The organism is Azospirillum largimobile, from assembly GCF_977007025.2.
Genome location: NZ_CDRMUA020000004.1, coordinates 643669 through 669543, shown reverse-complemented (window position 1 = coordinate 669543; position 25875 = coordinate 643669). Strand labels below are relative to the sequence as shown.

Sequence of the window (25875 nt, the reverse complement as noted above, 5' to 3'; positions counted from 1 at the left end):
AGGGTGAGGGGGACGCGTGGCGAGGATTTTGAAGGAACGCGGAGCGCCAGCACCATCACCGGCGCTCCGCAACGCATCCCCCTCACCCTGACCCTCTCCCCAGGGGGGAGAGGGGACTTAAGGGCGGGGGAGTGCCAATTAAAACAGGAGGAAGTGACCTTGGCCGGACCCTTGTCGCATATCCGGGTGCTGGAGCTGTCGCGCGTTCTCGCCGGGCCGTGGTCGGCGCAGACGCTGGCCGATCTCGGCGCCGACGTGATCAAGGTGGAACGGCCGGGCGCCGGCGACGATACCCGCGCCTGGGGTCCGCCCTGGGCCGGCGACCAGTCGGCGTACTTCCTGTCGACCAACCGCGGCAAGCGCTCCATCACCATCGACTTCGAACGGCCGGAGGGCCAGGAGCTCGTCCGCAAGCTCGCCGCCCAGGCCGACGTCGTCATCGAGAATTTCAAGGTCGGCGGGCTGGTCAAATACGGCCTCGACTATGACAGCCTGAAGGCGGTCAACCCGCGGCTGGTCTATTGCTCGATCACCGGCTTCGGCCAGACCGGGCCGTACCGCAACCGTGCCGGCTACGACTTCATGATCCAGGGCATGGGCGGGCTGATGAGCATCACCGGCCAGCCCGACGGCGAGCCGGGCGGCGGTCCGGTCAAGGTCGGCGTCGCGGTGACCGACATCTTCACCGGCCTCTACGCCACCATCGGCATCATGGGCGCGCTGGCCCACCGCGACCGCACCGGCGAGGGGCAGCAGGTCGACTTGGCATTGCTCGACGTCCAGGTGGCGGTTTTGGCGAACCAGGCGATGAACTGCCTGGTCGGCGGCAAGGCGCCGCAGCGGCTCGGCAACGCCCATCCCAACATCGTGCCTTATCAGGCCTTCGCCACCCGCGACGGCTACATCATCCTGGCGGTCGGCAACGACGGCCAGTTCGCCAAGTTCTGCACGGTCGCCGGCCGTCCCGATCTTGCCAAGGACGAGCGCTACGCCACCAACCCGGCCCGTGTCGCCAACCGCAAGGAGCTGGTGGCCCTGCTGGAGGAGCTGATCCGCACCCGCGACAGCCACGACTGGCTGAGCGCGCTGGAGCAGGTCGGCGTCCCCTGCGGCCCGATCAACGACCTGACCGCGGTGTTCGAGGACCCGCAGGTGAAGGCCCGCAACATCCACCAGGACCTGCCGCACCCGACCCAGGGCAGCGTGCCGACGGTGGCGAGCCCGATCCGCTACAGCGGCACGCCGCTGGTCCACGACACCGCCCCGCCGACGCTGGGCCAGCACACCGACGCCGTCCTGGCGGATCAACTGGGCTTGAGCGAGGCCGATATCGCGTCCTTGCGGGACAGGGGTGTGATCTGAGGGTGTGAAAGCGGGGCGGTGCTTCGGTTACTCTGCCGCCCCCATCGATCACACACTCAACCATCTCCGGGCGATTCCATGACCGCGGCACCCGCGACCGACACCCGCCTCGGCATCCTGATGATGCTGGGCGGGATGACGCTTTTCACGCTGAACGACGCGCTCGGCAAATGGCTGGTGGCCGACCATTCCGTCGCCATGCTGATCGCCGTGCGCAGCCTGTTCGGGCTGGCGGTGCTGGCGCCGATGATCCGGCGCGAGGGGCTTGCCGCGGTTTTCGCCGTCGACCGGCTGCCGCTGCACATCCTGCGCGTGTTCCTGATGACTGTGGACGTCGCCTGCTTCTACTGGGCGGTGGGCTATCTGCCGCTCGCCGACGTGATGACCATCTACATGTCGGCGCCGCTGATCGTCACCGCGCTTTCGGTGGTGATCCTGCGGGAAAGCGTTGGCTGGCGCCGCTGGGCCGCGGTGCTGGTGGGGTTCGTCGGTGTCGTCATCGTGCTGAATCCGACCGGCCGCTTCGATCTGTGGCCGTCGCTGGTGGCGCTGCTGGGCGCCGTCATCTTCTCCGGCGGCGTGATCTCCACCCGCGTCCTGCGCTCCGCTTCCAGCCTGACGCTGGTCGGCAACCAGATGGTCGGCGGCATCCTGATCGGCGGTGCGGCTCTGCCCTGGTCCTGGTCGGCGCCGGGCTGGCTCGGCTTCTTCCTGCTGGGGCTGCTGGGCATCACCGCACTGGCCGGCCACGCGATGATGAACCGCTCGCTGCAGCTCAGCCCGGCCGCGGTGGTGGTGCCGTTCCAGTATGTGTCGATCCTGTGGGCGGTGATCCTCGACCTCGCCGTCTGGGGCACCGCGCCGACCGCCCGCATGGGGGTTGGGGCCGCGCTGATCATCGGCAGCGGCCTGTTCATCGTCTACCGCGAACAGCGCCTCAAGCGCGGCGTCGCGGCTGAAGGGGTGGCGGAGGTGCCGTGAGGCGAAGCCTCACCCCCGCCTCACCCGCCGAAGAACCGCGGCACCAGCCTGATCGTCACCGGCTCCACCGGGCGCCAGCCATAGTCGCGGATGACGTCGTTGGACTCGACCGACCGCCGCCCGGCGGCCAGCGACCATGTGATGTGGTAGGTCGATCCGTCGGGCCGGTCGCTGGTGCCCTCGATGGCGACGACGACCGCCTGCACCCCCTCGCCGTCGTCGGCGCAGCCGATCACTTCCGCCTCGGTGGCGGCCGGCAGCGGCTCGTGCTGGCCGGCGCCGAACTTCTGGGTCACATGGTCGGCGACGAGCCGCTCGTAACGTTGCGGGATCAGCGCCAGCAGCCGGCCGCGCTCCTCCGCAGGCAGTTCCCAGCCGGTGTATCCCGCTCCCATCACCCGACCCTCCGATCCGCAAACGCCCGACTGACTCAACGCCGGCCGCCGTTCATGATCCCGTCCATGATCTTATTCGCTTCGGCGGGTCCGGCAATCAGCTCGATCATGCGGATGGCGGTGTAGCCGGTGCGCGCGTTGCCGGCGGGGCCGCCCAGCGCCTGCTGCGCCTTTTCCGTCAGCGAGGCGGTGGTCTTCTGCGTCATCTCCCGCAGCTCGCCGCGCAGGCCCAGCGAATCGGCGATCGTCGCGCATTTGCGCAAGGCCCGCGCCTGGTTCTCCGCCTGGGCCAGCTGGGCCCGCCCGTCGGCGCCGCCGTCCAGCGCGCCGATGGCGGCGACGATGCCGGCGTCGGCGTCCTGCAGGACCTGGGTCTTCACCATGGCGTGGACGGAGTTGCGCACCACCTTCAGCCGCTGGTCGAAATCCTTGTTGCGGCTGTGCTCCATCGCCGCGCGGGTGGCGTCCAGGCTGGCGACGAGGTCGAGGGCGAGGTCGGCCACCGCCATGCGGTCGGTGCCGGTGCCGGGCGCGCTCTGGAAGGCGCGCGAGCGGTCCTCCATCTGGGCGACCATCGTTCCGCTCAGCGCCATGAACAGGGCGGCGCGGTCGGCCGACTTCTGCCCCAGATCCATGTCCCACAATCCGCTCAGCAGCACCGTCGGGTCGCTGAGGCGCGAGGTGGCGATCAGGACGAAGATCTTCAGCGCCTCCGGCCGGGCGCGGGTGACGCGGCGGCCGACCGCCTGGATCGCCTCGACATGGTCGGCGTGCAGCTTCGGCACCGGCTTGGGCGACAGCGCCGCCTTCATCTCCGCCACCTCGGGCGCGATGGACAGGATGGTGGCGATGTCGGTCAGCGCCCGCATCCGCGCCGGATTCATCCGCAACTCGAGCGCGTCGCTGTAATGGCCGGCGACCGCACCCTCGGCGATCCGCGCCACCGCGGACCCGCACTCCGCCCAGAAGGCCTCCGTCAGCGCCTTGCGTTGCGGCCCGTCCTGCAGGGCGGGGCGGAAGCTGCGCAGCCGGTCCTTGCCGATCTCGGCCTCCACCAGCGGCCACAGGCTGTTCATCAGCGACCGCTCGATCACGCTCAGCGGCACCGGGTCGGCCTTGCCCAGCGCTTCGAACAGATCCTCGAACGGGTCGCAGAACAGGCGCTTCAGGGCGGGGCGGCGGTGCAGCCGCAGCTCGACCAGCCGGGGGCGGATGACGGCGATGGTGCGCTGGATGTCGGGATGCTCGTTCATCTGCTCCAGCAGCTCGACCACCTGACGGAACTTGGCCTCGTCGATGTCCAGAAGCTTGTCGCCCAGCGCGACCAGATCCCTCATCTCCATGGTCAGGCCGCCTTCCCTTTGAGCGTCTCGATGCGCATGACGAGATCGACGTCCAACTGGCCGCTGCGCCAGTCGACATAGGCGCGCACCGACCGCTTCTGGCTGGTGATCAGCTTGTCGGCCATCAGCGACTGGTCGATCCGCCCCTCGTCCCGGGGCAGCAGCGGGATGACGCGGAAGATGTCGTGAACGGCCATGTCCTGGGTGTGGCGGTCCTGGGTCAGCGCGTCGCTCCACAGCAGGATCAGGTATTCCCAGCCGTCCAGCAGCCAGGACAGCCGGCTGCACGCCTTGCGGATCTGCGGCCGCTTGGTCTCCCACTGGCGCAGCAGCGTCTCGAAGGAGGCCATCGCCTGATCCAGCTGGCCGATGACGTTGCGGGCGTGGTTGACCGTGTGCTCCGCCACCTCGGCGCAGAAGCCGCCGATGGGGGCCGCTTCCGACACGTTGTCGGTCGCCCAGTCGGTCATGCTGTCGCGAAAGCCCTGCAGGTCGCGCATCAGCCGCCGCAGCCGTGCCGGCTTGGGCGAGGTGGCGATCCCGATCGACTCCATCATCACCGCCAGCTCGGCGATGCGGCCATAGAGTTCGGTCGGCTCCAGCGAGAGGCGCTGCGCCGCCTTCATCATCAGGTCGCGGGTCAGCTTCTGCCCCTCGGCGGAGGTCAGGCCGACCCGCAGGATCTCCGTCGATTCCAGGCCGACCGCCTTCAGCGCCTCCACGATCAATTGGTAGTTGATCAGAAGCCGCTGCTCGTCGTCGTCGCTGAGCGCCGCTTCCGCCGCCGCCACGGCACCGCCGCCGGCAAGGCCGCAGCGAGCCGCCTCCAGAACCGCCTTGCGGATGTCGTCGGGGGAGCAGCCGTCGGCCTTGGCGATCAGGTCATGCAGCATGCGGTCGTGCACGGTCATCGGGAAGGCCAGCGGCAACGACTTCCACGGCACCACATAGACGCCGCGCCCCTCCGACAGGTTGGGCACCAGAACCTCCAGCTGGTCGCGGCTGTCCTTGCGCACCCGCGTCTGCGCCAGCACCGGCGTGGTGAAGGCCACCGCGGCACCGCGTTCCTCGAAGGTGGACGGGGCGAAGTTGGTAAGGGAGCGCATCGTGTCCTGCGGCCGTGTCTGCCAGGGAGAGTCGAACCGGATCATCGGATTACGGACCGGGGAAGCTGAATTTTGCGTTAAATCCAATATAAGCCACAACGGAAATATATAACCTTAGAGCTAGACGCGAGGCTCTCTTGCGGTACTCCCGGCCCCGACCCTTCGCCGTTCCTCTCTGGCGGACGTTGACAGGAAATGACGGTTTGCGGAGGGCCGGCGGAATGGCAGCGGGAGCGGGATCGGTGTTCAAGTGGATCGGCTACGGCCTGCTGGGCCTGGTCGGCCTCGCCGTGGTCGGCGTCGGCGCGGTGCTTCTGCTGTTCGACTGGAACGACGCCCGCGGATTTGTCGCCCGCCGCGCCTCGGCCGCGCTGAACCGCGAGGTCGCCATCGACGGCGACCTGCGCGTCCATCTCGGCGATCCGATCCGCATCCATGTCGAAGGCCTGCGCGTCGCCAACGCCCAATGGGCGCAGGAGCGGGGCGAGGACAAGGACATGGTGGCGATCCAGGCGCTGGACGCCACGCTGCGGCTCTGGCCCCTGCTGCGCGGCGACTGGGAACTGCCGGAGCTGAAATTCCAGGGACCCAAAGTGATCCTGGAGAAGAACGACAAGGGCGAGGCCAACTGGAACTTCGGCCCGCCCAATGCGGAGAAGGAGGTGGCGAAGGAGGCCGCGACCCCCGACGACCGCGGCGACATTCCGGTGATCGAACGGCTGGTGATCGCCGACGGCCGGATCCGCTACCGCGATCCCACCAGCGACATCGATATCGACAACACGATCAACACCGCCACCGGCGGCAACGACAGCGACACGGTGCAGCTGAACGGCAAGGGCAACTTCGCCGGAAAGCCCTTCACCCTGGCGGCGGAAGGCGGCTCGCTGCTCTATCTGCGCGACGACCCCAAGCCCTATCCGATGAAGATCGAGGCCGCGATCGGCAAGACCAAGGGCCGCATCGAGGGCTCGGTGGCGGAGCCGGTGAAGATGGAGGGCATCGACCTGTCCGTGGCGCTCAGCGGCAACGATCTGGCGGAGATTTTCCCGATCCTCGGCATCCCGACGCCGAAGACGCGCCCCTATTCCATCTCGGGCCACCTGTCGCGCGAAGGCGGGTTGTGGGCCTTCCACGGCATGAACGGCAAGGTCGGCGAGAGCGACCTGTCCGGCGACCTGTCGGTCGACACCAACGGCGAGCGGCCGATGGTGAAGGCTGACCTGACCTCCAACCGGCTGGCGGCGCAGGATCTGGCCGGCCTTGTCGGCGCCTCGCCGCGCGGCAGCGACGATTACCCGACCCGCGGCAACAACCGGGTCATCCCCGCCACCCCGATCAATGTGGAAAAGCTGCGCAACACCGACATGGACGTCCGCCTGCGCGGCAAGCGGGTGGAGGCGCCCTTCGCGCCGCTCCAGGACCTGGACATGCGCGTCAAGCTGACCGCCGGCGACCTGCACTTCGACCCGCTGTCGCTGGGCATCGGCGGCGGGCGGATCGCCGGCACGGTGCAGGTCGACGGCAGCCGCAAGGTTCCGGCGCTGCGCACCAACCTGGACATCCGCTCCATGAAGCTGTCGTCCTTCTTCAGCGAAACCTCCTTCGCCGGCCAGATCGGCGGTACGGTGGCGGGGCGCATCCAGCTGGCCGGCACCGGCAAGACAGTGGCCGACCTGCTGGCGACCTCCGACGGCAAGGTCGGCGTTTCGGTCGATGGCGGGCGAATCACCAGCCTCGCGGTCAAGGGGCTGAAGACCAACATCCTGGAGACGCTGGGTGTGGTGATCTCCGGTTCCGAACCGATGCCCTTCAACTGTCTGGTCGGCAACCTGTCGGTGGAGAACGGCATCGCCCGCGCCGAGGCGCTGGTGCTCGACACGCCCGAAACCCTGGTCACCGGCAAGGGGACGATCAGCCTGCGCAACGAGGCGCTCGACCTGCGGATCGTCGGCGATTCCAAGTCGCCGCAGATGTTCGCCACCCATGTGCCGGTGCTGGTCGGCGGAACGCTGGGCAACCCCGACATCGGCGTCGATCCCACCGAGTCCGCGGCACGCGGCGCCGCGGCGGTGGCGCTGGGCGTGCTGCTGACCCCGCTGGCCGGCGTGCTGCCCTTCCTTGACCCAGGCAGTGATGAGCAGCCACAGTGTGGCCGGCTGGTGCAGGATGCCCGCTCCCCCAACAAGGGAGCGCCGGCGTCCGGCAAGTCGGGCAATGGCCGCGGGGAGGGCAAGGCGTCGGGTTCGGCGCGCTGAACGCCTGTTCCGCGTCCTTTCTGTCCGGCTCCCCTTGAACGGGGCGGCCCGGGAAAACGGACAGGAAGGACGCCGCCTCTCCCAATGACCATCGACCAGATGTTATCGTTCGGCATCATCGGCGCGGTGATCGCGCTGCTGATCTGGGACCGGCTGCGCTACGACCTCGTCGGGATGATCGCCCTGCTGGCTTCGGTCGCGGTGGGGATCGTTCCGGCCAAGCAGGCTTTCCAGGGCTTTTCCGACGACATCGTCATCATTGTCGGCTCCGCCCTGGTGATCAGTGCCGCCGTCGGCCGCTCTGGCGTGGTCGAGGCGGCGATGCGCCCGCTGGCGGCGCGCATGACGACGGTGTGGACGCAGGTCGCCATCCTGGCCGGGGCGGTCACGCTGCTGTCCGCCATCGTCAAGAACATCGGCGCGCTCGCCATCTTCATGCCGATCGCCCTGCAGGTGGCGCGGCGCACCGGCACGCCGGTGTCGATGCTGCTGATGCCGATGGCCTTCGGGTCGCTGCTGGGCGGGCTGATGACGCTGGTCGGCACCTCCCCCAACATCATCGTGTCGCGCGTCCGCGCCGAGATGACGGGCGAACCCTTCCACATGTTCGACTTCACGCCCGTCGGGCTGGTGATCGCGGTATTCGGCGTCGCCTTCCTGGCGGTGGGCTTCCGGCTGCTGCCCAAGGGGCGGACCGCGGCGGCCGGACCGGCCTTCAACATCGACGATTACACGGCGGAGGCGCGGCTGCCGGCCGGTTCCCAGTTCGTCGGCCGCACGGTCGCGGAACTGGAGGCGGTCAGCGAGGGCGAGATCACGCTTGCCGCCATCGTGCGCGAGAATTACCGCCGCTATGTACCGTCGGGCCATTGGGTGCTGTTCGCCGACGACATCCTGGTGCTGGAGGGCGACACCACGGCGCTGGCCGAACTGGTCAAGCGTGCCGGCCTGAAGATGGTGCACGACAAGGATCTGGAGGGGGTCGAGAAGGAGGACGAGATCTCCGTGGTCGAGGCGGTGGTGGAACAGCGCTCCGCCATGATCGGCCATAGCATCGAGGAGGTGAACCTGCGCGAGCGCTTCGGCGCCAACCTGCTGGCGATCAGCCGGCGCGGACGGCCGATCCGCCAGCGATTGCGCCGCGTCCGCCTGCAATCGGGCGATCTGGTGGTCCTGCAGGGCCGGCAGGCCGCCATGTCCGACACGCTGGCCGAGCTGGGCTGCCTGCCGCTGGCCGAACGCGACCTCGCCATCGGCCGCACGCCCAAGCGCGCCGCGGCGGTCGCGGTTCTGGGACTGACCGTGGTGTTGGTCGCCACCGGGCTGGTCCCGGTTACCATCGCCTTCTTCGGGGCGGCGGTGGCGATGATGGCGCTGAAGGTGGTCAGCCTGCGCGAGGCCTACGAATCGGTGGAATGGCCGATCCTGGTCCTGCTCGGCTCCCTGATCCCGGTCAGCGAGACCCTGCGCACCACCGGCGGCAGCGAACTGATCGCCGGCCTGCTGTCGGAGGCGTCGCAGGGACTGCCGCCCATCGGCGCTCTCGCCATGATCATGGTGGCGGCGATGGCGGTGACGCCCTTCCTGAACAATGCCGCGACCGTGCTGGTGATGGCGCCGATCGGCGCCAGCCTCGCCACCCATCTGGGCTTGCGGCCGGATGCCTTCCTGATGGCGGTGGCCATCGGGGCCGGCTGCGACTTCCTCACCCCCATCGGGCACCAGTGCAACACGCTGGTGATGGGGCCGGGCGGCTACCGCTTCGGCGATTACTGGCGGCTGGGGCTGCCGCTGTCGATCATGGTCGTGATCCTGGGCACGGCGGCCATCTCGGTGTTCTGGCCGCTGACGCCGCGCTGAAAATCTCGTCTCCTCACGGATTTGTGTGGTGCGCGGGCGGTTCCGTCTTCCCTTCGTCTGGTGTAGGCTTCGTCGCAGGGCGAATGCCTGACGGGAGGCCGATATGTCGGTTTGGCGCCGCTATCTGGTGAAGGACGTGACGGGCCGGCTGGTCGACCTGCCGAGCAGCGTGCTCGACCGGGCCGACGACGGCATTGCCCCGCTGCCGCATTTCGCCGGCCGGTGCGTGGAACTCGTGGCCGCGGTGATCGTCGGCGACCGCAAGACCCACGCCCGCGTCACCGAACTGGCCTTCACCAAGCTGTATTTCGACCAGATGGGCTATGTCGACGCCGCCAAGCGCGAGCGGATGATCCGCCTGATGCTGGAAAGCTGCGCTGACCGCCGCTGCACGCCGCCCCGGCCGGACGCCCGAAAGGACGCCCGAAACGACGCCGGGCATAGCGATTGCGACCGCCTGTCCCGGCGTGCCGGTGCCGCCCGCGACCAGTTGATCCGCGAATTCGGCTGGGAACCCAAGCCCGACGAGCGCGACGCCGCCCTCAGCCGCCTCGACCCCGCCCGCCTGCGCATCGCCCGTTCGGAACCGGCGCGGACGCTGCATTGAGGGGTTGGGGCGCAAAATCCCCCTCTCCCCCGGTGGGGTAATCGCATCTGAATCTGTTCGCTGGCAAAGCCCCTCTCCCCTTGCGGGAGAGGGGTTGGGGTGAGGGGCGCAAATCCAATTGTTTCAACGGCTTTCAGCCGCCAGCCCCCCTCATCCCAACCCTTCTCCCGCAAGGGGAGAAGGGCATCCGAAGCGGATCGCTGTCGCTCGAAACCCAAGTGCGATCGGCCCGCGCAAGGGGAGGGGGGCCTTTTCGGCTGCCATCCTCCGGCCCATATGCAGGCCAACGGAAGCATGGAGCCTAGCGAACCACAGATGAGTCCTCCCGATACCGCCCAGACGCTGTCTTTCGCGCGTGTGCGCCAGCTGGCACTGATCGGCGCCGGATGCACCATCATCCTGTTCGGCCTGCTGCTGGCGCCTCTGCCCGGTCCCGGCGGGCTGCCGGTGATGCTGCTTGGCGGCATTCTCGTGCTGCGCAACTCCGCCGATGCCCGCCGCCTGTTCGTGCGCAGCAAGCGCCGCTATCCCCGCATGTTCAGCCCGGTGGAGCGCATCCGCCTGAAACTGCGCGCCCGCCGCCTGCGCAAGATGAACCGCGGCTGACCCGCCGCTTTTTCCTCCATCCCTTACCCGCCGGCCCGTCCGGTGATAAAAAGGAACACGACCGTTCCCGTTTGCGAAGGGGGCCAGTGTGTTCTCCAGCGTGTTCTGCGGACCTCATGGTGCCGATACCTTCGTCCCCCTCTTCGCGCGGCGCGGCCGGCTTGGCCGGTTGAACAGTGGAACATCCCCGGAAAACCGTTCCACACCGTTTCAAACGTTCCATTCGCCCCATCGGCCGCCCGCGGTCTGCCCTGCGGAAGCGGGCACTGGACAGCGTCGCCCCGCAGCCTCCATCTTGTGCGTCCGTTCGCATGAGGAGGGTTTGCGGTGAAGTCGGGCAACGCGCTGCTGTCCAGCTATGGCACCACCATTTTCGAGGTCATGTCCCGCCTGTCGGAAGAGCATGGCGCGATCAACCTGGGCCAGGGGTTCCCCGACGACCGTGGGCCGGCCGACGTGCTGCAGACCGCGGCCGACGCTTTGCTCCAGGGCTGGAACCAGTATCCGTCGATGATGGGCACTCCCGACCTGCGGCAGGCGCTGGCCGCCCATGCCCGGCGCTTCTACGGCCTCGACGTCGATTGGAAGACCGAGACGATGGTCACCTCCGGCGCCACCGAGGCGCTGACCGCCTGTCTGCTCGGCCTGATCAATCCGGGCGACGAGGTGGTGCTGTTCCAGCCGATGTACGACAGCTACCTGCCGATCGTCCGGCTGGCCGGCGGCGTGCCGCGCTTCGTCTCGCTGAAGGCGCCGGACTGGAGCTTCAGCCGCGCCGACCTGGAGGCTGCCTTCTCGCCGCGCACCAAGCTGGTGCTGATCAACGACCCGCTGAACCCGGCGGCCAAGGTCTTCGACCGGGCGGAGCTGGAGCTGATCGCCGAGTTCGTCCAGCGCCATGACGCACTGGCCGTCTGCGACGAGGTGTACGAGCACATCGTCTTCGACGGCCGCCGCCACATCCCGCTGATGACCCTGCCGGGCATGCGCGACCGCTGCCTGAAGATCGGCTCGGCCGGCAAGACCTTCTCGCTGACCGGCTGGAAGGTCGGCTACGTCACCGCCGCCCCGCATCTGCTGCAGCCGGTCGCCAAGGCCCACCAGTTCCTGACCTTCACCACCCCGCCGAACCTTCAGGCTGCCGTCGCCTACGGGCTGGGCAAGGAGGAGGGCTACTTCACCGGCCTTTCCGCCGGGCTGCAGGCCAAGCGCGACCGGTTGGCCGCGGGGCTCGCCTCCGTCGGATTCGACGTACTGCCCAGCGCCGGCACCTATTTCGTCGCCGCCGACATCGGCCGTTTCGGCTTCGACGGTGACGATCAGGCCTTCTGCCGCTGGCTGGTCGCGGAGGCGAAGGTCGCCGCCATCCCGGTCAGCGCCTTCTTCGTGGAGAATGCGCCGACCAGCGTCGTGCGTTTCTGCTTCTCCAAGCGGGACGAGGTGCTCGACGAGGCCATCGCCCGCCTGCGGAACCGCTTCGCGGGCAGCTAGGCGTTGCCGCGGCGGGAGCGATCTGCGCGCCCCCGCCGCAAAGCCATGGCGAAACCCCAGCCGCTTGGGCATACTCCCGCCGGTTTTGTCCAGGTCCGAGCCGACGCCAGGGCTGTCCCCGGTCTCGCGGTATCGGACCCACCCGCGGAATTGGGGCCTGTCTCGAATGTTGCGTGCGCTGGCGCGTGTCTGTGCCGTTCTCGTCGCGTGCTCCGGCACGTACACCGTTTCCCGGACCCTCGCCGCCGATCCCCCGGCCGAGCCCGTGCCCTTCGGCGTGTCGGGCGTGGAGGTGGTGGCGGAGCGTGATACGCCCCAGGCCTGCTTCACCTTCACCGACCGGCTGGAGCGCTCGCGCGCCGTCAACTACCGCGACTATGTCGCGGTGGAGCCGGCGGTCGACGGTGCCGCCATCGCCCGCGACCGTACGCTCTGCGTGGAAGGGCTGCGCCATGGCGAGGCCTACCGGGTCACGCTGAAGGACGGGCTGCCGGGCATCGACGGCAAGCGCCTGCCGGCCGCCGACACCCGCGAGGTGCAGGTGCCCAACCGCAAGCCCTCGCTGGCCTTCCGCGGGGCCGGCTACATCCTGCCGCGCGTCGGGTCGGACGGGCTGCCGCTGCGCTCGATCAACCTGGACCGGGCGAAGCTGCAGGTGCTGCGCATCGCCGACCGGGCGCTGGTCGAGAAGATCTATTTCGGCCGCATCACCCAGCAGATGACCGACTACGACATCGGCGAGATCCTGGACAAGTCGGGGCAGGAGGTCTGGCGCGGCGAGATGGGCATCGGCAACCAGCCGAACCGCAGCGTCACCACCGCCTTCCCGATCGACGCCGTGCTGGGCAAGCTGGAGCCGGGCGTCTATGTCGCCGTCGCCGGCGCCGACGAGATCAAGCCGGGCGGCTGGGACCGCAAGGCGACCCAGTGGTTCGTGGTGTCCGACCTCGGCCTCAACACCATTCTCGGCGACGATTCGCTGGTGGTCTTCGCTCGCTCCGTCCAGAGCGCCAGCCCCGCGGCGGGCGTGGAACTGCGTCTGGTCGCCCGCAACGGGTCCGAACTGGGCCGCGTCCAGACCGGGGAAGACGGGCTCGGCCGCTTCGACCTCGCGGCATTGCGCGCCGCCGGGACCGAGCCGGTGCAGGCCCTGTTCGCCGCGCGCGGCGACGGCGACTTCGCCGTTCTCGACCTGACCGCCGGCGGCGCTCCCTCGGCGGAGTCGCCGGACAAGCCCGCTCCGATCGCCCGTCCGATGACCGGCGGGTTCGACGCCTATCTCTATACCGAGCGCGGGATCTACCGCCCGGGCGAGACGGTGCAGCTGACCGCCCTGCTGCGCGACACCGACCTGAATCCGCCCGCCGGCAAGGCGCTGACCATCCGGGTCCTGCGTCCCGACGGGTTCGAGGTTGAACGGCGCACCCTGGCCGACAGCGGGGCCGGCGGCTTCGCCACCCGCATCGACCTGCCGATGAACGCCTTCCCCGGCAACTGGATCGTCACCGCCCATGCCGAGCCGGACGGTCCGGCCATCGGCAAGGCCGAGTTCCTGCTGGAGGACTTCGTGCCGCCGCGGCTCGACCTGTCGCTGTCCTCCCCGATGACGGAGCTGGCGGCCGATGGAGAGGCCGATGTCGCTCTCGACAGCCATTATCTCTACGGCGCGCCGGCATCCGGCCTGCCGGGAGAGCTGACGGTCGCCCTGCGTGCCGCGGTCAACCCCTATCCCAACCTGCCGGGCTATCATTTCGGTCTGGCGCAGGAGGACGTGAAGCCGGCCCGCGCCGATCTGCCGGGCTTCATCACCGATTCCAACGGCTCGGCCCGCCTGAAGGTCAAGCTGCCGCGTCCGCCCGAAAGCACCCGTCCGCTGGAAGCGGTGGTGCGCGCCACCCTGTTCGACATCGGCGGCCGTCCGGTCGGCCGCGACTTCGTCCTGCCTGTCCGCCACCAGCCCTTCGCCATCGGCATCAAGCCGCGCTTCGAGGGCGACGGCGTGCCGGAAGGCGCCACCGCCGGATTCGAGGTGATCGCCGTCGGCCCGGACGGCAAGCCGACCGACCACGCCGACCTCTCCTACGAGCTGTTCGAGGAGGAGTACGACTACGCCTGGTACGAGGCCAACGGCCGCTGGGACTACAAGGTGACGGTGAAGGACCAGCGCGTGACCGGCGGCACCCTGTCGGCCCAGGCCGGCAGCCCGACCGCGGTGGAGGCTCCGGTCGCCGCCGGACGCTACCGGTTGGAGGTGTTCGATCCCAAGACCGGCGTCGCCACCAGCGTCCGCTTCGCCGCCGGCTGGTGGATGACCCCGACCGCCGGGGAGCGGCCGGACGCCGTCGACGTCTCGGTGATGATGCCGGCCTACCGCGCCGGGGAAAGCGCCTGGGTCTTCGTCAAGCCGCCCTATGACAGCCAGGTCCTGGTGGCGGTGGCCGACCGGGGCGTGACCTATGCCGTCACCCGCGCCATCGGCACCCAGGGCGCCTTCCTGGAGATCCCGGTCGGGCAGGGCTGGACCAGCGGCGCCCATGTGCTGGCGACCGCCTTCGCCACCTCCGACCCGCAGTCGAAGAAGCCGCCGCGCCGCGCGGTGGGCCTCGCCTGGCTGGCGATGGACAAGGCGCCGCGCACGCTGGACATCCGCCTGTCCGCCCCGGCGGAGACGGAGCCGCGCCGCGCCATGACCGCCGACATCACGGTGGACGGCATCGCCGAGGGCAAGCAGGCCTTCGTGACGCTGGCCGCCGTCGACGAATCGGTGATGCAGCTGACCGACCAGCCGTCTCCCGATCCGGCCCGCCATTATCTGGGCAAGCGGCCGCTGACCGTGGAACTGCGCGATTCCTACGGCCGCCTGATCGATCCCGCCAGCCTCGACGCCGCCCGGCCGCCGGCTCCGCCCACGCCGCGCCTGCGTCAGGTCGCCGGGCTGGTGCCGCCCAAGTCGGAGCGGGTGGTCTCGCTCTATTCCGGCATCCTGACCGTTGGGGCGGACGGCAAGGTCTCCGTTCCCTTCGACCTGCCCGACTTCCAGGGCCGGCTGCGCCTGATGGCCGTGGCCTGGAGCGAGGGGCGGATCGGCCATGCCGAAAGCCAGATGCTGGTCCGCGATCCGGTCGTCGCCGATGCGGTGCTGCCGCACTTCCTCGCCCCCGGCGATTCGGCGCAGGTTATCCTGTCGCTCGACAACCTGAACGGCCCGTCCGGCGATTACCGCATGACCCTGACCGCCGAGGGCGCCGTCTCTATCCTCCAGGGCGAGGGCGGTGCCGGGTTGGAGGTGCCGAAGCTGGCGCGCGGCAAGCGGGCTACCGCCGGCCGGGTGCTGACCGCCACCGCCGTGGGCGCCGGCCACGTCACGCTGGACGTCACCGGTCCGGACGGCGTCCGCGTCACCCGGCGCTGGGACGTCACCGTGCGCCCGGCCTCGCCGCCGATTTCGCGCCGCACCGCCTCCTCCCTGCCCACCGACAAGAGCCTGGCCCTCCCGGCCGACATCGCCGCCGGATTGCGGCCGGAAACCCTGTCCGTCGGTGCCGTGGTGGCTCCGCTGCCGGACCTGGACGTGCCGGGCCTGCTCTTCGCGCTCGACCGGGCGGCACCGGGCGGGGCGGAGCAGACCGCCAGCCGCATCCTGCCGCTGCTGTCGATGCCGGATATCGCCGCCGGCCTGGGCATCGCGCCGGAGGACCGGATCAAGGCGCGTGTCCAGCGCGGCATCGACCGGCTGCTGACCTTCCAGCGTGCCGACGGCGCCTTCGCCGCATGGTCGCCGAAGGGCGATCTCGACCCGTGGCTGACCGCCTATGCGGTCGACGTGCTGGGGCGTGCCAAGGCGGCGGGCTACCGCATCCCCGACCAGCCCTACCGCAAGGGGCTGGACTGGATGAAGCAGGCGGTCGACAACGCCTGGGTCGAGACCGCCGACCTGCCGGGCCGCGCCTATGCCCTGTATGTGCTGGCGCGGGCGAAGCTGATCGATGCCGGCGCGGTGCGCTATTTCCGCGAGAACTACTGGGACCGGCTGCCGACCGACTTCGGCCGGGCGCAGATCGCCGCCGCCGCCGCCGTGCTGGGCGACCAGCCGGCTGCCGCCGACGCCTTCTCCAAGCTGACCGGCGCCCGGATGGTGACGGCCAGTCTGCGCGACCAGGGGTCCTCCCTGCGGGACGAGGCCGGCGTGGTGGCGCTGATGGCGGAAAGCGGGGCGGTCGACCGCGACCGCATCTTCCAGGCGGCGGAGCGCGTGGCGAAGACCTTCGCCGCGGTCCGCACCACCAACCCGCAGGAACAGGCTTGGCTGCTGCTGGCGTCCAAGGCTCTGATCGACCGGGCCGCCCCGATGAAGCTCGCCATCGGCGACCAGACGGTGGAGAACGCCAAGCCCCAGATCCTGCGCATCGATCCGGCCGCACCGCCGGCGATCCGCAACCTGGGCGGCGAAGTCCGGCAGACCGTATCGGTGGCCGGCGTGCCCGACCAGCCGGCCGGCGCGGAAGAGCAGGGCATGACCATTCGCCGCCGCCTGTTCGATATGGCCGGCCGCCCGGTCGACCCGGCCGGCGTCCGCCACAACGACCTGCTGGTGGTGATCCTGGAGGGTGAGGTCGGCGACCCGCTCGATCACTCGGTGCTGGTCAGCGACCCGCTGCCGGCCGGCTTCGAGATCGAGAATGTCCGGCTCGCCAACAGCGGCCAGCTCGGCAAGCTGTCCTGGCTGGGCGAATTGTCGTCCGTCCGCAATGTGGAGTTCCGCGACGACCGCTTCCTGGCCGCCGTCGATTTGCCGAAGGCGGCCCCCCGCTTCCGGCTGGTCTATCTGGTCCGCGCCGTCACCCCCGGCGACTTCGCGGCCCCCGGCGCCCATGTGCAGGACCTGCAGCGGCCCCACCTGTCCGCCCGGACCGCGGTGTCCCGCCTGCGCGTACTGCCGGAGTGAAGGGACCGGAGTGAAGGGGCGCCGGAGCCGGCGCCCCTTCCTCAAGGCCAAACCTAGAAATAGCTCTGCTCGCCCCGATGGTTGTCGCGCCGCCGGACGAGCAGGGTCAGGCCTGCGACCACCACCGCGAAGCACAGGGTCAGCAGCACGTAGAAGGCCAGCGCAAGGCCGACCGTCATGGTGCCGAGCAGCACCATGGCCAATATCCAGACGCCCAGCGATACGATGGCGCGCGCCGACATGGGTTGTCTCCTATCCCCTGTCCTGATCCGCCGAAAACAGTCGATCCACCCTGAACCCGCCGCGGCCTTCTGGCCGTCTGTCCGGCGCCGCATCCACTTCCCATATGGAATCGGGGAGCCGGCGGGGCTCGTCGTGTCCTGGGCAAAGCCTGCCACAGCCGCAAAGCGGAACAGGGCGTGGCATCCTGTCACTGCGCGGGCGCGCCGCACCTGTTAGTGGCTGAACAGTTGTCCGCCCAAGGGTATGGCCGGGCGGCTCGCCAAACTGGTTGGCTTGGTCAACAAGTCTGTTGACAGCATGCGGCATCGACCTTACCTTTACGTAAACGTCAAGGAAGGGAGCGAACGGAGTGGATCGGCTTTCGGTCGGCTACGGCATGGCGGAGACGGGGGAGGGCGCTGAAAACGGCCTCATGTCCGACCCGCGGCTTGCCATCGGCGAATTGGCCGGGGAGTTCGGTCTGACCCACCGCACCATCCGCCATTACGAGGACGAAGGGCTGCTGGCGCCGGAGCGGATCGGCAGTACCCGTGTTTACGGCCACCGCGACCGCGCCCGGCTGGCACTGATCTGCCGGGGGAAGCGGTTGGGCTTCAGCCTGGCCGAGATCAAGGATTTCCTGAACCTCTACGACACCGACGACGCCCAGATCGAACAGATGCGCTACATGCGCTCCATCGCGCGCCGCCGGATTTACGCACTTGAGCAGCAGCTTGCCGACGTCCAGCAGACGCTGTCGGAGCTGTGCACCATCGACACCCAGATCTCCGAGCATCTTCGCCGCAACGGCATCACGGAGACGCAGGACATGGAGGAGAAGCACTCATGAAGTCGGTCGTCATCGCCGGTTATGCCCGTTCGCCCTTCGCCTTCGCCCACAAGGGCGAACTGACCAAGGTCCGCCCCGACGAACTGCTGGCCCGCGTCATCGCGGCGCTGGTGGAGCGCACCGGCCTGAAGACCGAGGATGTCGAGGACGTTATCGTCGGCTGCTCCTTCCCCGAAGGCGAGCAGGGGCTGAACGTCGCCCGCACCATCTCCTTCCTGGCCAAGCTGCCGCAGACCGCGGCGGCCACCACGGTGAACCGCTATTGCGGCTCCTCCATGCAGTCGATCCATCAGGCGGCGGGCGCGATCCAGATGGGGGCCGGCGAGGTCTTCATCTGCAGCGGCGTCGAGTCGATGACCCGCGTTCCGATCATGGGCTTCAACCCGATGCCGAACCCGGCGCTGAAGGCGTCCTATCCGGAAGCCTACTGCTCCATGGGCATCACGGCGGAGAACGTCGCCCGCCAATACGCCATCTCCCGCGCCGAGCAGGAGGCGCTCGCCGTCGCCTCCCACGCCAAGGCGGCAGAGGCCCAGGCCTCCGGCCGCATGGCAGATGAGATCGTCGGCATCCAGACCCCCGCCGGCCTGGTCGACAAGGACGGCTGCATCCGTCCCGGCACCAACGCCGACAGCCTGTCGGGCCTGAAGCCGGCCTTCACCGCCGACGGCACCGTGACCGCCGGCACCTCCTCGCCGCTGACCGACGGCGCCGCAGCCGTGCTGGTGACGACGGAGGAGTATGCCCGTGCCAACGGCCTGCCGATCCTGGCGAAGATCCGCTCGGTCGCCGTCGCCGGCTGCGCGCCGGAGCTGATGGGTCTGGGTCCGGTCCCCGCCACCCGCAAGGCGCTGGCCCGCGCCGGCCTGTCGATCAACGACATCGACATCATTGAGATCAACGAGGCCTTCTCGTCCCAGGCAATCGCCTGCATGCGCGACCTCGACATCGACCCGTCCCGCATCAATCCGGACGGCGGCGCGCTGGCTCTCGGCCACCCGCTGGGGGCCACCGGCGCCCGCATCACCGGCAAGGCCGCGGCCCTGCTGAAGCGCGAAGGCAAGCAGTTCGCGCTGGCGACCCAGTGCATCGGCGGCGGCCAGGGCATCGCCACCATCCTGGAAGCGGTCTGACGAACGGGATCGGGGAGGAAACGACCATGAAGATCGAACGCGCCGCCGTGATCGGTGCGGGCGTGATGGGCGCCGGCATCGCCGCCCATTTCGCCAACGCCGGCATCCCCTGCGTCCTGCTCGACATTCCGGCAAAGGAAGGTGCCGACCGAAGCGCCATCGCCAAGGGCGCCGTGGCGAAGATGCTGAAGACCGATCCGGCCCCCTTCATGCATTCCAAGAACGCCAAGCTGATCACGCCCGGCAATCTTGAGGACGACCTGAGCCTGCTGGCCGATGTCGACTGGATCGTCGAGGCCATCGTCGAGAACCCGGCGATCAAGGCCGACCTTTACAAGCGCATCGATCCGGTGCGCAAGGCGGGGTCGGTGGTGTCGTCCAACACCTCCACCATCCCGCTGGTGGTGCTGACGGAGGGGCAGAGCGAGCAGTTCCGCAAGGACTTCCTGATCACCCACTTCTTCAACCCGCCGCGCTACATGCGGCTGCTGGAGATCGTCGGCGGTGCCGACACACGGGCCGATGCCATGGCGGCCATCGCCGACGTCTGCGACCGCCGGCTCGGCAAGGGCGTCGTCCATTGCAAGGACACGCCGGGCTTCATCGCCAACCGCATCGGTGTCTTCTGGATCCAGGCTGCGGTCAACGCCGCCGTCGATCTGGGCCTGACGGTGGAGGAGGCGGACGCCGTCGGCGGCCGTCCGATGGGCATCCCCAAGACGGGCGTCTTCGGCCTGATGGACCTCGTCGGGCTGGACCTGATGCCGCACATCGCCAAGAGCATGTCGGCCACCCTGCCGGCCAACGACGCCTATCGCGGCCAGATGCGCGAGCACCCGGTCATCACCCGGATGATCGCGGAGGGCTATACCGGCCGCAAGGGCAAGGGCGGTTTCTACCGCATCAACAAGGCCGGCGGCGGCAAGGTGAAGGAGTCGGTCGATCTCCAGACCGGCGAGTACGCCCCGTCGGAGAAGGCCCGGCTGGACAGCGTCTCCTCCGCCGGCCGCGACCTGCGCAAGCTGTGCGAGCACCCGGACAAGGGTGGCCGCTTCGCCCGCCGTGTCCTGGCCCAGACGCTGGCCTATGCCGCCAGCCTGGTGCCGGAGATCGCCGACAGCATCGTCGCCGTCGATGAGGGCATGCGCCTCGGCTACAACTGGAAGCAGGGTCCGTTCGAGCTGATCGACCGGCTGGGCACCGACTGGTTCGCCGAGCTGTGCCGCTCGGAAGGCATCCCGGTTCCGGCGCTGGTCGAGACGGCATCCGGCCGTCCCTTCTACCGGGTGGAGGACGGCAAGCTCCAGCACCTGACGACATCCGGGGTCTACGACACGGTGGTTCGCCCCGACGGCGTCCTGCTGCTGTCGGACATCAAGCGCGCCGCCGGCAAGCCGGTGTGGAAGAACGGCTCCGCCAGCCTGTGGGACATCGGCGACAGCGTGCTGTGCGTCGAATTCACCAGCAAGATGAACGCGGTCGATGCCGACATCATGGCCGCCTACGAGAAGGCGATGCGCCTGATCGGCGACGGCAAAGGCGACTGGAAGGCGCTTGTCATCCACAACGAGGCCGACAATTTCTCGGTCGGCGCCAATCTGGGTCTCGCCCTGTTCGCACTGAACATCGGCCTGTGGCCGCAGATCGAGGAGATGGTGGAGGGCGGCCAGCGCACCTACCGCGCGCTGAAATACGCACCCTTCCCGGTGGTGGCGGCGCCCAGCGGCATGGCGTTGGGCGGCGGCTGCGAGATCCTGCTGCATTCCGACCATGTCCAGGCCCATGCCGAGACCTATGTCGGCCTCGTCGAGGTCGGCGTCGGCCTGATCCCGGCCTGGGGCGGCTGCACCGAAATGCTGGCCCGCCATCAGGCCAACCCGAAGGCGCCGCGCGGGCCGATGCCCGGCATCGCCAAGGCCTTCGAGATCATCAGCACCGCCACCGTCGCCAAGTCGGCGGCCGAGGCCAAGGAGCTGCTGTATTTCCGCGCCACCGACGGCATCACCATGAACCGCGACCGCCTGCTGGCCGACGCCAAGGCCAAGGCGCTGGAACTGGCGGCCGACTACACCCCGCCGGAGAAGACCCCAGGAAAGGCTATTTCCTATGTCCTGCCCGGCCCCAGCGCCAAGGCGGCGATGGAGCTGGCGGTGGAAGGCTTCGCCCTGCAGGGCAAGGTCACGCCGCACGACAAGGTGGTCTGCGCCGCGCTGGCCGAGGTGCTGAGCGGCGGCGAGGAGGCCGACGTCTCCAAGCCGGTCGGCGAGGACCACATCCTGCGGCTGGAGCGCGAGGCGTTCATGGGTCTGGTGCGCACCGGCGGCACCATTGACCGGATCGAGCACATGTTGCTCACCGGCAAGCCGCTGCGGAACTGAGGGGGAGGAACGAGAGATGCCGATCTACAAGGCTCCGCTTGAGGATGTGCGCTTCGTCCTGGACGAGATCGTCGGCCTGGACAAGCTGTCGGCCCTGCCGGGCTATGAGGACGCCACGCCGGAACTCGTCGGCCAGGTGCTGGAGGAAGGCGCCAAGCTGTGCGAGGAGGTGCTGTTCCCGCTGAACCAGTCCGGCGACGGCGAGGGCTGCCATTTCGAGAATGGCGAGGTCCGCACGCCCAAGGGCTTCAAGGAGGCGTACAGCACCTATATCGAGGCCGGCTGGCAGGGGCTGGCCTGCGACCCCGCCTATGGCGGGCAGGGGCTGCCGAAGCTGGTTAACATCATGCTGGAGGAGTTCATCTGCTCCGCCAACCTCAGCTTCGGCATGTATCCCGGCCTGTCGCTCGGCGCCTACAACGCACTGGCGATGTACGGCTCGGACGAGCTGAAGCAGCGCTTCCTGCCCAAGCTGGTCGACGGCACCTGGTCCGGCACCATGTGCCTGACCGAACCGCATTGCGGCACCGACCTCGGCATCATCCGCACCAAGGCGATCCCCGACGAGCAGGGCGGCTACAAGATCACCGGCACCAAGATCTTCATCTCGGCCGGCGAGCATGACCTGACCGAGAATATCCTGCATCTGGTGCTGGCCCGCCTGCCGGACGCCCCGGCCGGAACCCGCGGCATCAGCCTGTTCCTGGTGCCGAAGTTCATGCCCGACGCCGACGGCACGCCGGGTGCTCGCAACGGCGTCGCCTGCGGCTCCATCGAGCACAAGATGGGCATCAAGGCATCGTCGACCTGCGTCATGAACTTCGAGGACGCCACCGGCTGGCTGGTGGGCGAGCCGCACAAGGGCATGCGCGCCATGTTCGTGATGATGAACGCGGCCCGTCTGGCCGTGGGCATCCAGGGGCTGGGTCTGGCCGAGGTCTCCTACCAGAACGCCGTCAACTACGCCCGCGAACGGCTCCAGGGCCGGTCGTTGTCGGGGGTGAAGGCGCCGGACAAGCCAGCCGACCCGATCATCGTCCACCCGGACGTGCGCAAGAACCTGCTGACCGCCCGTGCCTTCACCGAAGGTGCGCGTGCCCTGGGAGCGCTGACCGCCTACAAGCTCGACGTGGCGGAAAAGCACCCCGATGCCCGTACCCGCCGCGACGCCGACGAGTTCGTCCAGCTGATGACGCCGATCGTCAAGGCGCTGTTCACCGACATTGGTTTCGACGCGGCCAACATCGCCGTGCAGGTCCATGGCGGCCACGGCTTCATCTGGGAGACCGGTGTCGAGCAATATGTCCGCGACGCCCGCATCTGCCAGATCTATGAGGGCACCAACGGCATCCAGGCGCTCGACCTCGTCGGCCGCAAGCTGCCGCAGGACATCGGCCGGCTGCTGCGCCACTTCTTCCACCCCGTCGGCCGCGACATCGAGGCGGCGATGGAGAAGGACGAGTTGGGCGAGTTCGTGATGCCGCTGGCCAAGGCCTTCGCCAAGCTGCAGCAGGCCACCGCCCTGATCGCCCAGAAGGGCCTGAAGGATCCGGAGGAGGCCGGTGCCGCCGCCAGCGACTACCTGCGCCTGTTCGGGCTGGTGGCGCTGGGCTGGAGCTGGCTGACCATGGTGGAGAAGGCGCAGGCCAAGCTCGAAGCCGGGGAGGGCAATGCCGCCTTCTATGAGGCCAAGATCAAGACCGCCCGCTTCTACATGACCAAACTGCTGCCGCAGACGAACAGCCTGTTCATCACCATCGCCGCCGGCGCCAAGCCTTTGATGGAACTGGAAGAGGCCGCTTTCTGACACACGTCGACCGTCCCACAGGGGCGCGCGATTCCAGGCCGGACCGGTGCCCGCAAGGGGCCGTTCCGGCCATTTTTTTGCCTTTGCACAAGCTGGAAGCACGCATTCGCACAGTGACCTAAAATTGTCATACCCCATTGGAAATATCACCCTCGGGAAGCTCTTGCCTCAGCCGATCAGCATTCGGAGCCGTGACAAAAGTTAATTTCGGGTTGTTCCATCTCGTCCCTGCGTGTTACATCTCAATAGAGATTACGTTCGGCCGGTGCCTGCTATATCCTTTGGATTTTAGGGAATATGCGGGTGGCGACAGCCCCCTCCTTTTCTCAAGCCTCTGGGGCGACTTTCGGAGGGGCAGGCATGGTTCGGGAGTTTGAGCGATGAAGATCCTGATCGGTGATGATCACGTCCTGTTCCGGGAAGGTCTTCGCCGTCTGCTTGAGCAGCTGCGCGAAAACGCTACCTTTGCGGAGGCCAGCAATTTCGACGAGCTTCTGGACATGGCGGCTGTGAAGGATGAGGCCTATGACCTGATCCTGACCGACCTGCGCATGCCGGGCTGGCCCGGTTTTTCCGGAATTGGCATGCTGCGCGACCGGCAGCCGAATTCGAAGGTCGTCGTCGTATCCGCGTCCGAGGCGCACTCCGACGTGCGGGAGGCGCTGGAGAACGGCGCCGCCGGCTATATCCCGAAATCGTCCAGCGTGAAGATCATGCTGAGCGCGCTCGATCTGATCTTCTCCGGCGGCGTCTATGTGCCGGCGACGGTTCTTCGCGAGGGGATCGAACCCGACCAGCGCGGCGGTTCGGTGATGCCGCCGAGCGACCCGCAGTTGGAGCAGCTGCTGACCCAGCGTCAGCGCGAGGTGCTCGACCGCCTGCGCGAAGGCAAGTCGAACAAGCAGATCGCCCATGAACTGGGGCTGTCCGAAGGCACGGTGAAGATCCACATGACCGCGATCTTCAAGTCGCTGGGCGTGCGCAACCGCACCCAGGCGGCCATGGCCTTTCCGCAGTCGCATTCGGCGTAAAGCCGCATTCCGGACATCGATGCGAAAAGACCCGCCGGGGCAGCCCGGCGGGTCTTTTCGCATTGGGGATGGATTGTTCGCCTCAGCCCATTCCGGCCACATAGCCGCGCAGCGATTCGACCTCCAATTCGGCATCGTCGATGCGGGCCTTCACCACGTCGCCGATGCTGATGACCCCGACGACGCGACCGGCATCGACGATCGGCACATGGCGGATGCGCCGTTCGGTCATCACCGCCATCATGTCGGCGACGGTGTCGGTCGGGGTGGCGGTGATCAGGTCGCGCGTCATCAGGTCCGCCGCCGGGCGGTCGAGTGCCGCGGCGCTGTCGCGGGCGACGGCCCGCACGATGTCGCGCTCCGACAGGATGCCGACCGGCTGGCCATCGTCGTCCATCACCAGCACGGCGCCGATCCGGTGCTCGGTCAGCAGGCGGGTGACGGCGGCCACGGTATCGTCCGGTGCGGCGGAAACGATCCGGTTGCCCTTGCGCTTCAAGACGGCTGCAACATGCATGGCTGTACGGCCTCCCTTCCGATGACCCTGATACTGGAATCATGGGGATGCGCGTACAATCTGCAAGACAGATTGTTCAAAGAAAAAGGCGGCCTCTCCGGATGGGAGAGGCCGCCTTTCGGATGTCCGGGACTGGTCCCGGAACCCGTTCTTAGAAGCGGTAGCCGATGCCGACGCCGACCAGCCACGGGTCCAGCGTGACCTTCGAGGTGACCGGCAGGACGGCGGTGCCCACATGGGCATTGGCGGTCACGTCGGTCTTCAGGAAGACCTTCTTGACGTCGAAGTTCAGCGACCAGTTGCCGGTCAGCGCAACGTCGACACCGGCCTGCAGGGCCCAGCCGAAGCGGTTCTTGTAGTTGGTGTCGGTGATGCGCAGGCCGCCGGCGTTCGGGTTGTTGGCCGCGTCTTCGTTGTAGAACAGCGTGTAGTTCACGCCGGCGCCGATGTACGGGCTGATGCGCTCCTTCGGCATGAAGTGGTACTGCACGGTCAGGGTCGGCGGCAGCAGCGACACCTTGCCGATTTCGGTCACGCCACCGGCGGCGGCGATCAGGTTGCCCTTCACGCGATGGCGGCTGGTGCCGGCGATCAGCTCGGCGGCGATGTTGTCGGTGAAGAAGTAGGTGAAATCGACTTCCGGAATGTAGTCGTTGCCGACCTTGGCCGAGCCGACGTCACCCAGCGTCGTGTTGTTGATCGTGCCCTTTTCCTGCGGCAGCACGGCCAGGCCGCGCGCGCGGACGACGATGTCGCCGGCCGACTTGCCCTTGAAGTCCTGAGCGAGCGACGGGGAAGCGATGGCGACAAGGGCCGAGGTCGCCAGCAGGGCGGCGGCGGCGCGCGACAGGATGGTCATGGGGTCTGCTCCAGGCAATGCGTTGTTGCTGTTCTGTGGCATCAGCCGATGGAGCTATTACCAGACACCGTGTGCGGGTACTAGGGGGCTACAACCCTTCCTCTCCTTATGCAGCAGCTATGCA

19 protein-coding genes are annotated in these 25875 nt (G+C 68.4%); 13 read left to right on the top strand and 6 right to left on the bottom strand.

Going from position 1 to position 25875, the window contains the following annotated elements:
- Positions 1-159: 159 nt before the first annotated feature.
- Positions 160-1362 carry a CaiB/BaiF CoA transferase family protein gene (locus tag ACWPKK_RS24400; RefSeq protein WP_452009458.1) on the top strand — a complete coding sequence of 401 codons (1203 nt, stop codon included), beginning with the start codon at positions 160-162 and terminating at the stop codon, positions 1360-1362.
- Between the two features lie 78 nt (positions 1363-1440).
- Positions 1441-2343 carry a DMT family transporter gene (locus ACWPKK_RS24395; RefSeq protein WP_452009456.1) on the top strand — a complete coding sequence of 301 codons (903 nt, stop codon included), beginning with the start codon at positions 1441-1443 and terminating at the stop codon, positions 2341-2343.
- Between the two features lie 20 nt (positions 2344-2363).
- Here ACWPKK_RS24395 and ACWPKK_RS24390 read toward each other — a convergent pair whose 3' ends face one another.
- Genes ACWPKK_RS24390 through ACWPKK_RS24380 form a run of 3 tightly spaced genes read right to left on the bottom strand, consistent with a single transcriptional unit; the run spans position 2364 to position 5187 of the window.
- A complete protein-coding gene (locus ACWPKK_RS24390) occupies positions 2364-2738 on the bottom strand; it encodes a hypothetical protein (protein WP_452009454.1) in 375 nt (124 codons plus the stop codon).
- Between the two features lie 35 nt (positions 2739-2773).
- On the bottom strand, positions 2774-4081 hold the full coding sequence (locus ACWPKK_RS24385) for a hypothetical protein (RefSeq protein WP_452009451.1): 1308 nt from the start codon (positions 4079-4081) through the stop codon (positions 2774-2776).
- Between the two features lie 2 nt (positions 4082-4083).
- Positions 4084-5187, bottom strand: coding sequence for a hypothetical protein (locus tag ACWPKK_RS24380; RefSeq protein WP_452009448.1), 1104 nt, complete (start codon positions 5185-5187; stop codon positions 4084-4086).
- 221 nt (positions 5188-5408) lie between these two features.
- On the opposite strand from ACWPKK_RS24380, the gene ACWPKK_RS24375 reads away from it, so the two are divergent.
- From ACWPKK_RS24375 to ACWPKK_RS24350, 6 genes are all read left to right on the top strand, one after another.
- Positions 5409-7445, top strand: coding sequence for an AsmA family protein (locus ACWPKK_RS24375; RefSeq protein ID WP_452009446.1), 2037 nt, complete (start codon positions 5409-5411; stop codon positions 7443-7445).
- Between the two features lie 84 nt (positions 7446-7529).
- Positions 7530-9305, top strand: coding sequence for an SLC13 family permease (locus ACWPKK_RS24370; RefSeq protein WP_452009444.1), 1776 nt, complete (start codon positions 7530-7532; stop codon positions 9303-9305).
- A gap of 103 nt (positions 9306-9408) precedes the next feature.
- Complete coding sequence (locus tag ACWPKK_RS24365) at positions 9409-9912, top strand: hypothetical protein (RefSeq protein WP_452009442.1); 504 nt, start codon at positions 9409-9411, stop codon at positions 9910-9912.
- 315 nt (positions 9913-10227) lie between these two features.
- Entirely contained in the window at positions 10228-10518 is a 291-nt protein-coding gene (locus tag ACWPKK_RS24360; RefSeq protein ID WP_452009439.1) for a hypothetical protein, read from the top strand.
- A gap of 327 nt (positions 10519-10845) precedes the next feature.
- Complete coding sequence (locus ACWPKK_RS24355) at positions 10846-12009, top strand: aminotransferase (protein ID WP_452009437.1); 1164 nt, start codon at positions 10846-10848, stop codon at positions 12007-12009.
- Between the two features lie 166 nt (positions 12010-12175).
- The gene (locus ACWPKK_RS24350; RefSeq protein WP_452009435.1) at positions 12176-16954 is read left to right on the top strand and encodes an alpha-2-macroglobulin family protein; all 4779 of its coding nucleotides are present in this window, start codon (positions 12176-12178) and stop codon (positions 16952-16954) included.
- 53 nt (positions 16955-17007) lie between these two features.
- Here the strand turns inward: ACWPKK_RS24350 and ACWPKK_RS24345 are convergent, their stop codons facing one another.
- A complete protein-coding gene (locus ACWPKK_RS24345) occupies positions 17008-17196 on the bottom strand; it encodes a hypothetical protein (RefSeq protein WP_324869209.1) in 189 nt (62 codons plus the stop codon).
- Positions 17197-17546: 350 nt separating this feature from the next.
- Here ACWPKK_RS24345 and ACWPKK_RS24340 point away from each other — a divergent pair, with 350 nt between their 5' ends.
- The 5 genes from ACWPKK_RS24340 to ACWPKK_RS24320 all read left to right on the top strand — a co-directional run bounded on the left by ACWPKK_RS24340 (position 17547) and on the right by ACWPKK_RS24320 (position 24375).
- The gene (locus ACWPKK_RS24340) at positions 17547-18026 is read left to right on the top strand and encodes a MerR family transcriptional regulator (RefSeq protein WP_452009432.1); all 480 of its coding nucleotides are present in this window, start codon (positions 17547-17549) and stop codon (positions 18024-18026) included.
- Complete coding sequence (locus ACWPKK_RS24335) at positions 18023-19159, top strand: thiolase family protein (protein ID WP_452009429.1); 1137 nt, start codon at positions 18023-18025, stop codon at positions 19157-19159. The genes ACWPKK_RS24340 and ACWPKK_RS24335 overlap by 4 nt, the downstream gene beginning before the upstream one ends.
- Positions 19160-19185: 26 nt before the next feature.
- A complete protein-coding gene (locus tag ACWPKK_RS24330) occupies positions 19186-21537 on the top strand; it encodes a 3-hydroxyacyl-CoA dehydrogenase NAD-binding domain-containing protein (protein WP_452009426.1) in 2352 nt (783 codons plus the stop codon).
- A 16-nt stretch (positions 21538-21553) separates the two neighbouring features.
- Entirely contained in the window at positions 21554-23344 is a 1791-nt protein-coding gene (locus ACWPKK_RS24325) for an acyl-CoA dehydrogenase C-terminal domain-containing protein (protein WP_452009424.1), read from the top strand.
- Positions 23345-23724: 380 nt separating this feature from the next.
- Positions 23725-24375, top strand: a complete 651-nt coding sequence (locus tag ACWPKK_RS24320) for a response regulator (RefSeq protein ID WP_149225682.1) — start codon at positions 23725-23727, stop codon at positions 24373-24375.
- A gap of 82 nt (positions 24376-24457) precedes the next feature.
- On the opposite strand, the gene ACWPKK_RS24315 is transcribed toward ACWPKK_RS24320, so the two are convergent.
- Positions 24458-24892 carry a CBS domain-containing protein gene (locus ACWPKK_RS24315; RefSeq protein WP_324869214.1) on the bottom strand — a complete coding sequence of 145 codons (435 nt, stop codon included), beginning with the start codon at positions 24890-24892 and terminating at the stop codon, positions 24458-24460.
- 151 nt (positions 24893-25043) lie between these two features.
- On the bottom strand, positions 25044-25751 hold the full coding sequence (locus ACWPKK_RS24310) for an OmpW/AlkL family protein (protein WP_452009421.1): 708 nt from the start codon (positions 25749-25751) through the stop codon (positions 25044-25046).
- Positions 25752-25875 lie beyond the last annotated feature (124 nt).